General features: G+C 65.5%; 15 protein-coding genes. 4 read left to right on the forward strand and 11 right to left on the reverse strand.

Annotated elements, in window-relative coordinates; all coding sequences use genetic code 11:
- Nucleotides 1-211: 211 nt before the first annotated feature.
- Nucleotides 212-1,867 (reverse strand): fumarate hydratase, encoded by a 1,656-nt coding sequence (locus XI05_RS09840; RefSeq protein ID WP_271500951.1) that lies wholly within the window; start codon nucleotides 1,865-1,867, stop codon nucleotides 212-214.
- 214 nt (nucleotides 1,868-2,081) lie between these two features.
- Between XI05_RS09840 and XI05_RS09845 the strand changes: the two genes are divergently transcribed.
- From XI05_RS09845 to XI05_RS09855, 3 genes are all read left to right on the forward strand, one after another.
- A complete protein-coding gene (locus tag XI05_RS09845) occupies nucleotides 2,082-2,555 on the forward strand; it encodes a hypothetical protein (RefSeq protein WP_271500953.1) in 474 nt (157 codons plus the stop codon).
- Nucleotides 2,556-2,889: 334 nt separating this feature from the next.
- Entirely contained in the window at nucleotides 2,890-3,063 is a 174-nt protein-coding gene (locus tag XI05_RS09850) for a hypothetical protein (RefSeq protein WP_172782896.1), read from the forward strand.
- Nucleotides 3,064-3,180: 117 nt separating this feature from the next.
- On the forward strand, nucleotides 3,181-3,855 hold the full coding sequence (locus tag XI05_RS09855) for a methyltransferase family protein (protein WP_271500954.1): 675 nt from the start codon (nucleotides 3,181-3,183) through the stop codon (nucleotides 3,853-3,855).
- Between the two features lie 28 nt (nucleotides 3,856-3,883).
- On the opposite strand, the gene XI05_RS09860 is transcribed toward XI05_RS09855, so the two are convergent.
- From XI05_RS09860 to flgB, 10 genes are all read right to left on the reverse strand, one after another.
- Nucleotides 3,884-4,591 (reverse strand): glutathione S-transferase, encoded by a 708-nt coding sequence (locus XI05_RS09860; RefSeq protein ID WP_271500955.1) that lies wholly within the window; start codon nucleotides 4,589-4,591, stop codon nucleotides 3,884-3,886.
- 205 nt (nucleotides 4,592-4,796) lie between these two features.
- Nucleotides 4,797-5,474: a lectin gene (locus tag XI05_RS09865; protein ID WP_271500956.1), complete on the reverse strand. Its 678-nt coding sequence runs from the start codon at nucleotides 5,472-5,474 to the stop codon at nucleotides 4,797-4,799.
- Nucleotides 5,475-5,613: 139 nt separating this feature from the next.
- Nucleotides 5,614-6,627 (reverse strand): Tim44 domain-containing protein, encoded by a 1,014-nt coding sequence (locus XI05_RS09870; protein WP_271500957.1) that lies wholly within the window; start codon nucleotides 6,625-6,627, stop codon nucleotides 5,614-5,616.
- 351 nt (nucleotides 6,628-6,978) lie between these two features.
- Nucleotides 6,979-9,564, reverse strand: coding sequence for a cell cycle histidine kinase CckA (gene cckA, locus XI05_RS09875; protein WP_271500958.1), 2,586 nt, complete (start codon nucleotides 9,562-9,564; stop codon nucleotides 6,979-6,981).
- Between the two features lie 154 nt (nucleotides 9,565-9,718).
- Nucleotides 9,719-10,798 (reverse strand): flagellar biosynthesis protein FlhB, encoded by a 1,080-nt coding sequence (flhB, locus tag XI05_RS09880; protein WP_271500960.1) that lies wholly within the window; start codon nucleotides 10,796-10,798, stop codon nucleotides 9,719-9,721.
- Between the two features lie 13 nt (nucleotides 10,799-10,811).
- Entirely contained in the window at nucleotides 10,812-11,582 is a 771-nt protein-coding gene (fliR, locus tag XI05_RS09885) for a flagellar biosynthetic protein FliR (protein WP_128926711.1), read from the reverse strand.
- 17 nt (nucleotides 11,583-11,599) lie between these two features.
- On the reverse strand, nucleotides 11,600-11,863 hold the full coding sequence (gene fliQ, locus XI05_RS09890; protein WP_011088555.1) for a flagellar biosynthesis protein FliQ: 264 nt from the start codon (nucleotides 11,861-11,863) through the stop codon (nucleotides 11,600-11,602).
- A gap of 169 nt (nucleotides 11,864-12,032) precedes the next feature.
- Nucleotides 12,033-12,341 carry a flagellar hook-basal body complex protein FliE gene (gene fliE, locus XI05_RS09895; protein ID WP_172782888.1) on the reverse strand — a complete coding sequence of 103 codons (309 nt, stop codon included), beginning with the start codon at nucleotides 12,339-12,341 and terminating at the stop codon, nucleotides 12,033-12,035.
- Nucleotides 12,342-12,357: 16 nt separating this feature from the next.
- On the reverse strand, nucleotides 12,358-12,783 hold the full coding sequence (gene flgC / locus XI05_RS09900) for a flagellar basal body rod protein FlgC (protein ID WP_271500961.1): 426 nt from the start codon (nucleotides 12,781-12,783) through the stop codon (nucleotides 12,358-12,360).
- Between the two features lie 18 nt (nucleotides 12,784-12,801).
- Nucleotides 12,802-13,206 (reverse strand): flagellar basal body rod protein FlgB, encoded by a 405-nt coding sequence (gene flgB / locus XI05_RS09905; RefSeq protein ID WP_271500962.1) that lies wholly within the window; start codon nucleotides 13,204-13,206, stop codon nucleotides 12,802-12,804.
- 356 nt (nucleotides 13,207-13,562) lie between these two features.
- On the opposite strand from flgB, the gene XI05_RS09910 reads away from it, so the two are divergent.
- A partial coding sequence (locus XI05_RS09910) for a flagellar biosynthetic protein FliO (protein WP_271500964.1) occupies nucleotides 13,563-14,049 on the forward strand: 487 nt, incomplete at its 3' end.

The raw sequence follows: 14,049 nt of genomic DNA on the forward strand, positions 1-14,049 counted from the left end.
GAGTTTGAATCAGAAATCGCCCCCTCTGGGAACCCCGATTCCAGTCAAAAACAACATGCTCTAGCGAGATAGAGCGAGCAAGCGCCACGCTCGTGTCCCGGGCGCGGCGCAGCACGACGTGATGCGACGCAGAGGCGGGACCAGGCTCCACGATGGACCCCGGATCAGCAGCGCAGCATTTCATGCTGCGCAGCATCCGGGGAACGCCGCCCTAGCCCAGATTCAACTCCTTGAAGAAGTCGTTGCCCTTGTCGTCGATGATGATGAACGCCGGGAAGTCGACGACCTCGATGCGCCAGATCGCTTCCATGCCGAGCTCGGGATATTCGAGCACCTCGACCTTCTTGATGCAGTGCTCGGCGAGGTTCGCCGCGGCGCCGCCGATCGAGCCGAGATAGAAGCCGCCGTATTTCTTGCACGCCTCGCGCACCGCCGGCGCGCGGTTGCCCTTGGCCACCATCACCATCGAGCCGCCGGCGGCCTGGAACTGGTCGACGAAGGAATCCATGCGGCCCGCGGTGGTCGGACCGAACGCGCCGGAGGCGTAGCCCTCGGGCGTCTTGGCGGGGCCGGCATAATAGACCGGATGGTTCTTGAAGTAGTCCGGCAGCGGCTCGCCCTTCTCCAGCCGCTCGCGCAGCTTGGCATGCGCGCTGTCGCGCGCGACGATCATGGTGCCGGTCATCGAGACCCGTGTCTTGATCGGATATTTCGAGAACGTCGCCAGGATGTCCTTCATCGGCTGGTTGAGGTCGATCTTGACGACCTCGCCGCCGAGCGACTGCTCGACCTGCGGCAAATATTGCGCCGGGTTGTGCTCGAGCTCCTCGAGATAGATGCCGTCCCTGGTGATCTTGCCGAGCACCTGGCGGTCGGCCGAGCAGGACACGCCAAGCCCGATCGGGAGCGAAGCGCCATGACGCGGCATGCGGATCACGCGCACGTCGTGGCAGAAATACTTGCCGCCGAACTGCGCGCCGACGCCGAGCGACTGCGTCATCTTGTGGATTTCCTGCTCCATCTCGACGTCGCGGAAGGCGTTGCCGTCGGGCGAGCCCTGCGTCGGCAACGCATCGAGATAGCGGGCGGAGGCAAGCTTCACCGTCTTCATGCACAACTCGGCCGACGTGCCGCCGATCACGATGGCGAGGTGATAGGGTGGGCACGCCGCGGTGCCGAGCGTCAGGATCTTTTCCTTCAGGAACGCGAGCAGCCGGTCCTTGGTCAACACCGAGGGCGTGGCCTGGAACAGAAAGCTCTTGTTGGCGGAGCCGCCGCCCTTGGCCATGAACATGAACTTGTAGGCGTCATCACCCTCGGCGTAGATCTCGCACTGCGCCGGCATGTTGTTGGCGGTGTTCCTCTCTTCATACATCGAGAGCGGCGCGACCTGCGAGTAGCGCAGATTGCGGCGCAGATACGCATCGCGCGCGCCTTCCGACAGCGCCGCCTCGTCGTCGCCGTCGGTGATGACGTTGCAGCCCTTCTTGCCCATGATGATCGCGGTGCCGGTGTCCTGGCACATCGGCAGCACGCCGCCGGCGGCGATGTTGGCGTTCTTCAAGAAGTCCAGCGCGACGAACTTGTCGTTCGGGCTCGCCTCGCTGTCCTCCAGGATCGCGCGGAGCTGCTTCAGATGGCCGGGGCGCAGATAATGGTTGATGTCGCCAAAAGCCGCCTCCGACAGCACCCGCAGCGCCTCGCGCGACACCACCAGCATGTCCTTGCCGAGCACCTTCTCGACCCTGACGCCCTCGGACGAAATCTTCTTGTAGGGCGTCTCGTCCTTGCCCAGCGGGAACAGCGGGGTGTGCTTGTAGGGCGGAACGGGCTTTGACTGGTCGGGGAAGGCGGTGGGAGCGTTCATGGGGCAAATCTCGGGTTTTGGGGCCCTGGCGGACCTCTCAGCATAGAAGCGTTCTAAGCGCATTTTAGCCAGAAAAGAAAGGGAGCGGTGCGCGCATGGGAGGGGTAGGTCCGGCACGGGAAGGCATTGGCACAGCGCGTGGAAATGCCTCTGCCCACCCTTGCGCTTCGCGTCCGCCGACGCTTGAATGCGCGCCCTAAGGGGCTTTTTATCCATGACATTGAAACTGAACGTCCGCGGCGCGATCCTGGTCGCCGCCGCCATCACCGGCCTTGCGGCTCTCGCCTCGCCTGCCCGCGCCGATCGCTGCGACGACAGCGCCAAGGAGTTGGCGAACCAGGTCGACCGTCTCAAGGTGAATTTCCGCGCCGCCAACGTCGTGTATCTCACGCACCCCGCGGCCAAGGAGCTGTCGGTCGGCTGCCGCGGCGACAAATATTCGATCGAGCTCTATGCCAAGGGTGATCGCAATCCGAAGCCGGAGTTCTATGCGCTGGTCGGATCGATGGCGGCGATCGTCTTCACCGTGACCAAGGACGACACCACGACGGGCGCGACGCGCTGTCTGAAGCGGATGGGCCTGCTCCGCGGCGACAAGGTCAGCATGCGCTACCGCCGGCTCAACATGGAATGCACCCGCACCAAGACGGAGGCGTCGATCGCGATCACGCGCGGCAAGGACGAATAGGCGCGCCTCGCTCTTGGTGCCAGCGCGGTGCAGCTGTGCCGCGACCCGGTCGGCCACGTACTCCGTCATTGCGAGCGCAGCGACTTGTCCGCCGAAGCCTTCGGCGAAGGCGGAAGCAATCCAGAAATCTCTCCGCGCAGACGGTCTGGATTGCTTCGTCGCAAGGGCTCCTCGCAATGACGGAGAGGTCTCGTCGTCCCGGTTTGCACCGCGCGGATGAAACGCATACACGGCCTTCTCCGCACCGATTCCCTCGCATTTTAACGATTGGCTTGAAGGAAATTTCGCTCCTCCCAGGGCAGGCTCGCTTGTTTCCATGTGTGAGGATTTGCGGATGAAGGTTTCCACCGTTGCGCCCCCGCCGATCGCGATCGTGGTTCCGAACTACGACACGACCAAGCCGCAGGACGATCAGACCAAGGTCAAGGACGAGGATCCGACCTTCAAGCCGCAGCCGCCGGCGCCGCTGCCGCCGGGGCAGGGCACGCGGATCGACCAGCTCGCCTGATCGGGCTTGCCACAGCCGAAAGCGCCCGATCCGGTCGATCGGGCTTTAGGCGTGTCCGGCCGCATCTTTGCCGGATAGCCGGACCAGCATCGTGCGCCGTTCACCCGGGACCTGCGCATGATCGCACGGCTGCTGTTGCAGAACACGCTGTTCGTCGTCGGCATGGGCGCGCTGCTATTCGCGTGCGCCGGGACGCTGCGTTGGCCGTCGGCCTGGGCCTTCCTCACCACCTCCGCCCTGCTCGGCCCGCTCTGCGGCTGGTGGCTCTACCGGATCGATCCGGCGCTGCTCGCCGAACGTCTGCGGCCGGTGCTGCAAAAGGATCAACCCGCCGCCGACAAGATGTTCATGGCGCTGTTCGTCCTCGCCATACTGGCCTGGCTTGCCGTGATGGGGCTCGACCGCCGCGTTCGATCCTCCGACATGCCGACGGTGTTGCAGGTGCTCGGCCTCGGGCTGTTCCTCGTTTCGACATTGTTCACCATGTGGGTCTTCCGCGAGAACTCGTTCGCCGCGCCCGTGGTGAAGCTGCAAGCCGAGCGCGCGCAGCACGTGATCTCGACCGGTCCCTACGCCCATGTCCGCCACCCCATGTACAGCGGCATGGTCCTGTTCTTCACCGGCGTGCCGTTGCTGCTGGGGTCGTGGTGGGGACTTGCGATGATGCCGATCTTCATCGCCCTGTTCGCGATCCGCATCCCGATCGAGGAGCGCACGCTGCGCGAGGGCCTGCCGGGCTATACCGATTACGCGGCGCGGGTGCGCTATCGCCTCATCCCGGGCGTCTGGTGACCGCCCCTCACGTCCTGCACGAAATCGGCTATCGATCCAGCTCGCGATAGCGGCGGAAGATGCCCTGCTCGTTGAAGGGAATGCGGCGCTCGCTTGCGAGATAGGCCTTGATATTGGGCCGCGCAGCGATGCGGTCGTGCAGGCCGACGAGGCCCGGGACATCGGCTTCGAACGACTTCATGCGTTTGGGGAAGGCATAACGCAGTCCCGCGACGATCTGGAACAGCGAGAGGTCGACATAGGTCGGGCGGCGACCGGCGACATAGGTGCCGCCGTTTGCGACGAGAATCTGCTCGAAATAGCCGAGGTATTTCGGCACCCGCTCGTCCCAGAAATCGGCCGTGCGCTTCTTCGCCGGCGCCTTCTGGTCCTCATAATAGAGCGAGGGCCCGAGCGGATGATGGGTGTCGTGGATCTCGACGACGAAGTCCGTGATCGTGAGCTGGAGCTGGTGCACCCAGAGCCGGCCGGCTTCCGTCTTCGGGGCGAGCCCATGACGAGCGCCGAGATAAAGCAGGATGTTGGCGGTCTGGCCGATGACGAGCTTGCCCGTTTTCAGGAACGGCGGTGCAAAGGGCGGCGTGCCCGTCTGTGCATCCATCATCTTCATCATCGCAGCAGTTCCGCGCGGACCCCGCGCAACGTCGACGTAAGCGGCGCCCGCTTCCTCCAGCGCCAGCCGCACATATTCGCCGCGGCCCTGGATCTCGGGCCAGTAGTAGAGCTCGTATGTCATGGGAGCGGTCCGTGAGCGTGGGAGCGATCGGACCAATGTAGCAGGCGGCTCAGGGTTCCGTCAGGTTGGACGGAACGGCCGCGCCACATACGCCGTCATTGCGAGCGTAGCGAAGCAATCCAGAAATGCCTCTGCGGAGAGAGTCTGGATTGCTTCGTCGCAAGGGCTCCTCGCAATGACGGGTGGAAAGAGCTTCGCGCCTCACTCAATTCGCAGCGAAGCAGTACAGCAGCCCGTCGCCGCCGGTGCTCTTCAGATCGGCCTGCGAGCAGCCGCCGTCGGGACCGCGCGAGGTGTGGGAGCTGTTCCACGACTTCGAGGGCTCGTCGTCGCGCAGGCCCCGGCGATCGAAATGGCCGACCATCGCGGCGCCCTGCGTGCTCGATGTCCAATTCTTGCAGGTCTTGTCGTCGCCCGCGGCAAAGGCGGTGCCGTCCGGTTGCGATCCCGTGAGGATGTCGTGCCGGTTCGGCTGGTCGCCGGCACCGTTGATGACCTCGCCCTTCTCGCTGAGCGCGGTCTGCTTGGTGAGATTGTTGGTCGCGCTGTGCAGCTCGGCGACGTCCTTGGCGATCACCGTGCCCTTGACGTTCTGCCACGGTCCCTTGCCGATGCGATCCTTGGCGTTGATGGCCGGCTTGCCGTCGGCGGCCTGCGTCGAGAGATAGGCACGCCAGGTCTTGGTGCCGGCGCCGGCGGTCTGAGCCAGCTTCTGGCATTGCGCGTCGGCGCCTTCGAGACCGCCGAGATCGGCGCCCTTGCCGGGCCCGCTGGAGGTCACGAAGAAGGTCATGTCGGCCGACTGCGCCTGCGCCGCGGGCGCCGCCAGCAAGGCCATAGCGAGCGCAAGGCCCGAAATCGTCACTCTCTCGATGCGGATCATGCTGTCCTCCCGTTTGTCGTTGACCGCCTCATGTCAACCCGGCACGTGGCTGGTTATTCCGATGCGGCGCGGCGAGACGCCCAAAGAAAAAGGCGCCGTGCGGAACGCACGACGCCCTGGTTTGTCATGTCGCGAGCGATCAGTTGGTCTGCTGGATCGCCGACAATTCCCAACCGGTGCCCGGCCTGCGGGCGAAGGTCCAGACCTCGGTCGCCTCGCTCGGCTGCTCGCTGCCGGCGACGATCGCGCCGGTGTTGCGATCCACCGTCTTGTCGGTGAGCGCGAAGCGCAGCGCCACCGTGGCGTAGTCGGTCTCGCCTTCGCGCCAGGCTTCCGCGAGGTCGCCCTGCAACAGCTTCACGTTCGTGACCTTGTTGATCACGTTGCGGGTGCGGTTCTGGGCAAGGTCCTGCTCGAAGTAGGAGACCATTTCCGGCGTCGCGAGGGTGTGCAGCTTGGCCACGTCCTCGTTCGACCAGGCGGCCTGGACCTCGCCGAGCAGCCGCTCGAACGCCTCGTAGTCATCCGGCTTGATCTCGAGCGGCGCATTGTTGGCGCCGAAGCCGAAGCCGCCGAGGCCGCCGCCAAGACCACCACCAAGGCCGCTGCGATAGTTCGTCTGCGGTCCGGGACCTGCGCCGGAATCAGCATTGGCGTAAGCCGCCCGCGGGGCGTGACGGCGCTGCCACCAGGACATCGCCAGCCGCACCACGAGAACCACCAGCGCGATCTGGATGATCAGGCCGAGGATCGAGGACAGGCCGCCGAGGCCGCCGAACAGGCCGCCACCGAACAGCATGCCGAGCAGGCCGGCGCCGAGGAAGCCGGCCGCAAGGCCGCCCATGAAGCCGCCGGCGCGGCCGAACAGGCCGCCGCGCGCAGGCGCGGAAGCAGCCGAGTTCATGCCCGCACCCGGCTGAGTGTAAGTCCGGTTGAACTGCGAGGTCGAGCCCGGCGCGGTCGTGGTCGACGGCGGAGCCGAATAGGTGCGCGAGCCGCGCGAACCCGACGACATGCCGCCGCCGACGCGCGCGTCGGCGGACGAGATCGCCAGCGCGGTCGGCAGCGCAAGCGCCAGCACGACGGCGATCGTCTTGAAGAGAGTGCGGGATCGTTGCGAGAAAGTCATGTGCGTTTCCCAAATCCCCGGCATGGGGACGTGCTCCTAAGATGGTCAGACTTCCCGAAAAGTGAAGCCGGTTTCGGAACCCATGGCTGCGGCCCTCAGTCGCGGGGATGTGGCAAAAGCCCATATTTGGCGGGGGTTTGGCCGGGGGTCCGCGGGGACCCGCGGTCGCGGGTTACCGGTGGGCTTGGGGCCGGGATTTCAGCTTTTTCCCGCGTCCGTTGCGAAGCGCAACTCTATCCACCGTCATTGCGACTCTATCCACCGTCATTGCGAGGAGCCCTTTGCGACGAAGCAATCTAGGATGGTTCCACGCACGCAGTCTGGATTGCTTCGCAATGACGGAGAATGCGGGAACGGCGCAGCGCCGCTCGCCCCTCACCCCTGCTTCGTCATGGTCTCCTTCACCGCTGCGACCAGCTGGCTGAGCGTGAATGGTTTCGGCAGGAAGTCGAACTGCTGGCCTTCGGGCAGGCTCTTCTCGAACGCATCCTCGGCATAGCCGGAGACGAAGATGAACTTGATGTCGGGGTTCTGCTCGCGCATCGCCTTCAGCAGCGTCGGGCCGTCCATCTCGGGCATGACGACGTCGGAGACGACGAGATCGATCGCGCCGCTCTGCTCGTCCAGCACCTCCATGGCCTCGACGCCATTCTCGGCCTCGACCACGGTGTAGCCGCGCGAGCGCAGGCCGCGGGCATTGAGCGCGCGCAGGCCCTCCTCGTCCTCGACCAGCAGGATGGTGCCCTGGCCAGTGAGGTCGGTGCGCGGCTTCACCTCTGCCGCCGCGGCGGGCGCGGCTTCCTTGGCGGCGCCGCCCGTCGCGCTGGCCGCAGCTGGCTGCTCGACCTGCACCTCGGCCTCGGCGTGGTGGCGCGGCAGGAAGATGTGGAACGAGGTGCCCTGCCCCGGCTCGGAATCGACGTAGATGAAGCCGCCGGTCTGCTTGACGATGCCGTAGACGGTGGAGAGCCCGAGGCCGGTGCCCTTGCCGACCTCTTTCGTCGAGAAGAACGGCTCAAAAATCTTGTCGCGGATGTCGGCGGGGATGCCGGTGCCGGTGTCGGCGACCTCGATCCGAACATAATCCGCAGCGGGCATGCCCTTGTAGGCGAGCTTGCCAGCGTCCTCGGTGGTGACGTTGGCGGTGCGGATGATCAGCTTGCCGCCGTCGGGCATGGCGTCGCGCGCGTTCACCGCGAGATTGACGATCACTTGCTCGAACTGGGAGACGTCGACCTTCACCGGCCAGAGGTCGCGCCCGTGGACGAGGTCGAGCTTGACCTTCTCGCCGATCAGCCGGCGCAGCAGCATGGTGAGATCGCTCAAAGCGTCGCCGAGATCGAGCACCTGCGGCCGCAGCGTCTGCCGCCGCGAGAACGCCAGCAGCTGCCGCACCAGGGTGGCGGCGCGCGTTGCGTTCTGCTTGATCTGCATGATGTCCTGGAACGACGGGTCGGTCGGCTTGTGCGCGTTCAGCAGGAAGTCGTTCGCCATCATGATGGCGGACAGCACGTTGTTGAAGTCGTGGGCGATGCCGCCGGCAAGCTGGCCCACCGTCTCCATCTTCTGGGATTGGTTGATCTGGTTCTCCAGCGCGCGCCGCTCGGTGGTCTCGAGCATGTGCACGATGGCGGCTTCCGCCTCGGTCTCGGCCGAATCGACCGGCGTCACGAAGAATTGACCCCAGCGTTCCTTGGCCCCTTCCAGCGCCACCTCCACGGGGGCGATGTCGGCCTTGCCTTCGGCGGCCTGGTTGATAGCGGCGATCAGGAGGTGCCGGTCGCGCGAACTGACCGCGCGGAAGATCGACTTGGAGGAGGTGTCCAGCCCCAGCGCCTGACTGAGCTTGGCATAGCGCGCATTGGCACGCACCACGTTGCCGGCGCGGTCGACGGTCGCGATCGCCATCGGCGTGTGGTCGAAGAAGCGCATGAAGCGCACTTCGGCGGCACGGTCGGGGTCGCTGCGCTCGTCGCGGGCGCGGCTGATGACGAGCGTGCGCGAGGGGCCCGGCGCGCCGTCGGCGCCGAAGGCGAGCTTGTGATAGAGCCGCACCGGCATGGTCTTGCCGGTGCGCATGCGCAGGTCGATGTCGAAGACCTCGGTCTTCACCTCGCCCGGCACCGCCACGATCGAGGTCAGGAGCGAAGCGCCATCGCCGGAGACGATGTCGGTGAGCTTCAGGCCGCCCGAGCCGATCTCGGCGAGGTCGTAGTCGAGCCAGTTGGCCAGCGTCGCGTTGACGTAGGCGAGCTCGCCGGCCGGATTGACCGAGAAGAAGCCGCACGGCGCGTGATCGAGATATTCGATCGCGTGCTGGAGCTCCTGGAACACGTCCTCCTGGCGCTCGCGGTCGCGCGTGATGTCGGCGATCGACCACACCGCATATTTCGCCTCGCGCTTGCCGGTGCCGAGCGGGCGCACCCGCATGCGCAGCCAGCGGCCCTGGCTGCCGTCGAGGCCGGAAATGCGCACCTCCTCCTGCTGCCGCTTGCCCTCGCGGGCGGCCTTGAGCAGCCGGAACACGGCTTCCGAGACGTCGGGGTTGCCGATGAAGACGCGCTCGACGGGGCGGACGTCCTGCGGACCGCTGGCGCCGGTCAGCGTCAGATAGGCGGCATTGGAATAGACCACGTGTCCGCGCGAATCAGTAACCGCAAGGCCGTCGAAGGCGTGATCGGAGATGCGGCCGATGATGGGATCGTCGAGATTGCGGTCGGCGAAACGGATGATGCCGGCGGCGAAGGCGAACAGGTTGAACAGGCCGACCATCGCCAGCACGGCCAGGATGCCGAGGATATAGGGCTGCGCCTGCGCGCGCCCGAGCGTCATCAGCCCGACGGCCACCGCGACAAGGCCGGCGGCCACCAGCAGCACCAGCGCAATGCTGCCCGATCGCGGCGACGGCTCGTGCGCCGCAACGGGCTCGCGTGTGAGGTCGTGGTCGGTCTCGGCGGTCATCTCAAGCTGGCGCGGCCTGTCGGCAGAGAATCAACGCGCCACGGGGCGCATGGGGTCCTCCCTGCCTGAATCGGACCCTGAGGTGCAAGGGCAGCAGCGGCGAAAGGTACGCTGATTCCCAGATTACAGCCATTTCCGGACCTTTTCGGGGGTTTTAGCCGCGTCCGGCGCGGAATCCCTGCTTCAGCCGCATGACGTAGCCGATGACTTCGGCGACGGCATGGTAGTGCTCGGTCGGGATTTCCTGGTCGATGTCGACGGTGGCATAGAGCGCGCGGGCCAGCGGCACGTTCTCCACGATCGGGATGTCGTGCTCGCGGGCGATCTCCCGGATCTTGAAGGCGAGGTTGTCGACGCCCTTGGCGACGCAGATCGGCGCGGTCATGCCGCGCTCGTAGGACAGCGCCACCGAATAGTGGGTCGGGTTGGTGATGATGACGGAGGCCTTGGGAACCGCGGCCATCATGCGCTTCTTGGCGCGCTGCTGCCGCAACTGCCTGATCTTGCCCTTGATGTGCGGGTCGCCTTCGGACTGCTTGAACTCTTCCTTGATCTCCTGGAGCGACATCTTCTGCCGCTGGAACCAGCTGCGGTACTGGAAGAAGTAGTCGGCGATGGCGACGATCGCGAGTGCGGCGACCACCGCGCCGAGCAGATGGATCGTCATGCTGGTGCTGGCGTCGAGCATGGCGGCCGGATCGAGCCTGACCATCGCCTCCATGCGATGCCGCTCCGGCCAAAGGATCATGGTCATGACCACGCCAAGCACCACCAGCTTGCCGATGCCTTTGAGAAAATTGGCCGCCGCCTGCTTGCCGAAGATGCGCTTGAAGCCTGCCCCGGGCGAGATCTTGCTGAACTTGGGTGTCAGGGATTCGGTCGACCACACCAGGCGGTGCTGCAGCATGTTGCCGGCAATCGCGGCCAGCATCAGCATCAAGAGGGGCACGCCGATCGCTGCGAGCACGGCGAATTCGATCTGCTGCATCAGCGCGAGCAGAGCCTTGCCGTCGGTCTTGATCATCCAGGAATTGGCGAGCAGGTTGCGCATCGGCGTCAGCAGCCCGCCGCCGACCGAGCCCGCGAAGGTCGAGACCACGAGCGTGCCGCCCGCCATCATGAACCAGGTGTTGATCTCCTGGCTCTTGGCGACGTCGCCGCGTTGAAGCGCATCGTCGAGACGCTTTTGCGTCGGGTCTTCTGTTTGACTTTCGGGATCGTTGTCTTCGGCCATCGATCGATCCCCGTCACTTCAGCGGCATCATCTGGTGCATGACACCGATGAAGTAGTCGAGATAGGTGCCCATCATCGCGGTGAGCACCACGGCGAGCACCAGAAAGCCCGCGAAGATCGACAGCGGCACGCCGACGAAATAGACCTGCATCTGCGGCATCAGCCGCGCCAGGATACCCAGCCCGATGTTGAAGACGAGGCCGAACACCAGGAACGGCCCGGAGAGCTGCAAGCCGAGGCGAAACGCAGCGGCGAAGGCGCGCGTTGCGAGCGAAGCGACGTCGCCGCTCGACACGGTCTCGCCCGGCGAGAAGATCGTGTAGCTGTCGTTCAGCGCCGCGATGACCAGATGGTGGCTGTCGGTGGCGAACAGCAGCGTCACGCCCAGCATGGTCAGGAAGTTGCCGACCAGCACGCCCTGCTGTCCCTGCGTCGGATCGACCGAGGTGACGAAGCCGAGCCCCATCTGCTGCGCGATCACGGATCCCGCGACCTGGAGCGCCGACAGCGTCACGCGCGCGGTCGCGCCCAAGACGATGCCGATCGCGATCTCATGCAGCATCAAGACCAGCAGCGGCGCCAGCGAGCCCATGTCGACCTGGTAGGCATTGCGATGCAGCGGCAGGATGATCAGCGTGAGCAGCAACGCGATCGACAGCTTGATCCGCGTCGGAATGTTGGTCTCGCCGAGCCCCGGCAGCAGCATCACCATCGCACCGACCCGGGCGAAGGCAAGCATGAAGGAAGCGGCGAGCGCCGGCAGCAGCGAGACGTCGATGCGCATAGTTCACGCATTGTGCCTCAGCCGCCGATGATTCGCGACGAGATCCGCAGCATGTGGGCGTGGAGCGAGTCGGCCATGAACGGCAGCGCCAACAGCATCGTGGCGAAGATGGCCAGGATCTTCGGCACGTAGATCAGCGTCTGCTCCTGGATCTGTGTCAGGGCCTGGAACAGCGACACGATGACGCCGACCACGAGGCCGACCACCATCAGCGGCGACGACACGATCACGATGGTCCAGATCGCATCACGCGCGACGTCGAGGGTCTCGGGTCCGGTCATTCACAGAGTTCCTTGTTCAACTGTCATCCCCGCCACCGCGGCGGGGAACGAACGCCCTCTCCCCCGTCATTGCGAGCGAAGCGAAGCAATCCAGGCTGCCGCCGCGGAGAGATTCTGGATTGCTTCGCTTCGCTCGCAATGACGCTTGGGGCGAGCGCCAGCACAAAAATCAAATCGGCATCTTCATGATGTCTTCATACGCCGCGATGACGCGGTCGCGGACCGAGACCAGCGTGGACACCGCGACGTCGGTGTCGGCGACCGCCGTGACCACGTCCATCACGTTGGCCTTGCCGGCGGCCATTGCCACCGTCTGCGCGTCGGACTTGCGGCCGGATTCCATGACGCTGCCGACGGCGTCCTTGAGCAGCGCGGCGAAGGATTGCCCGTTCGGTTCGCTGCCCTTGCCGGCGCCGCTGTTCTCCAGCACGCGGGCGAGATTGGCGTAGGCGTTGGCGGCGATTGTCGGTGATGCCATGGCTCAAATGTCCTGTTCAGCTCTTGAGGATGTCGAGCGTGCGCTGGATCATCCGGCGCGTCGCACTGATGATGTTGAGGTTGGCCTCGTAGGACCGCTGCGCGTCGCGCATGTCGGTCATCTCGACCACCGAGTTCACGTTGGGATATTTGACGTTGCCGCTGGCATCCGCAGCCGGATTGTTCGGCTCGTATCTGACGCGGAAGGCCGACTGGTCCGGCTTGATCCTGCCGAGGGTGACGACCTGCGCCTCGAGCGTGCGGTCGAGCGCGGAGGAGAAGGTCGGCACCTTGCGCCGGTAGGGATCGCCGCCGGCGGTCTGCGCCGTCGAATCCGCATTCGCGATGTTCTCCGAGATCACCCGCATGCGCCCGGCCTGCGCGCGCAGGCCCGAGGTCGCGATCGCCATGGAGCGGGCGAAGTCGCTGCTGTCATTTGCCATGATCCGCCTCCTTTAAGCCTAACCTTTGCCGATCGCGGTCTTGAGCAGGCGCAGGCTCTTCGAATAGAGCGAGGTCGCCGCGGCGTAATCCATCTGGTTGCTGGCGGCTTTCATCATCTCCTCCTCCAGATTGACGGCATTGCCGGCAGGGCGGGTCTTGAAACCGGCATTCTTGTTCTGGTCGAAGGCGGAAGGCGCCCCCGACGGCGTCATGTGCGAGGCGCTGGTCCGGGTCATGGCCAAAGGCCCCATGGACCCCGTGACGGCCCCGGTCTTGTCGAGCTTCGGCTCGACCAGGTCGCGCGGCCGGAATTTCGGCGTGTCGGAGTTGGAGACGTTCTCGGACAGGACGCGCTGGCGCTCCTGGTGCCACTGCATCTTGGTGCGAAGCGCCGACAGCACCGGAAGGTCGTTGATGGACATCGTCGCGGCTCCCTCCGCCCCGGACGGACCCCAGGGACCGCCGCTAGGCAGAATTTGCCGCCTGTATGGTTAACAGCTGGTTAAGGACCGCTCGCAAAGCATGGCCCCCAGCCGAAGCTGATTCTCGCGCCGGCGCGATTCGAGGCCCGCGAAAAGTGGCATTAACCCAACCGTTTGGCGGCGCGTGCACAGGGCAAGAAGTCGTTTTGGATCGGGCGATTCATGGGTTATTAAGAGTTGGGGACGGCAAAACTTGCCGTGGAACGTTAAGAAATCGCAGTTTTGGGGCATCGTCCGCCGGTGGTCGGCTCAACTGACCATGGGCACGAGAAAAGCGCCATTTGTCGGGGACAAGTATGCAAGGCAGCCCTATCACCTTCATCGTCGCGTTCATCGTCGTGCTGGCGTTGATCGGCGTCGCTGCGTGGCTGGTTCGCCGATTCGCCGGTAGCCGCATCGGCGCCAACACCCAGCGCGGCCGGATGCCCCGCCTCGCCGTGATCGACGCCGCCGCGGTTGACGGCCGGCGCCGGCTGGTGCTGGTCCGGCGCGACAATGTCGAGCATCTGCTGATGATCGGCGGCCCGACCGACATCGTCGTCGAGCCCAACATCGTTCGCGCCGCGCCCAGCCGCGACCAGATCCCGCAACGGCCGAATGCCGCCGAACCGCCGCGCCTTGCGCCCATGCCCGATGCCGGCGGCTGGGCCGACGACGCGCCGCGGCCCGAGCTGCTCGATCATCCCGAGCCGCAAATGCCCGAACCGCCGCCGCGGCCCGCGCGCCCCTCCTTCGCCGACGAAGTGCGCCGGCCTGCGCCTGCCCTGGCGGAACGCCGCAGCG

Origin of the sequence: Bradyrhizobium sp. CCBAU 11357 (genome assembly GCF_028128865.1) — a bacterium.
Lineage (GTDB): Bacteria > Pseudomonadota > Alphaproteobacteria > Rhizobiales > Xanthobacteraceae > Bradyrhizobium.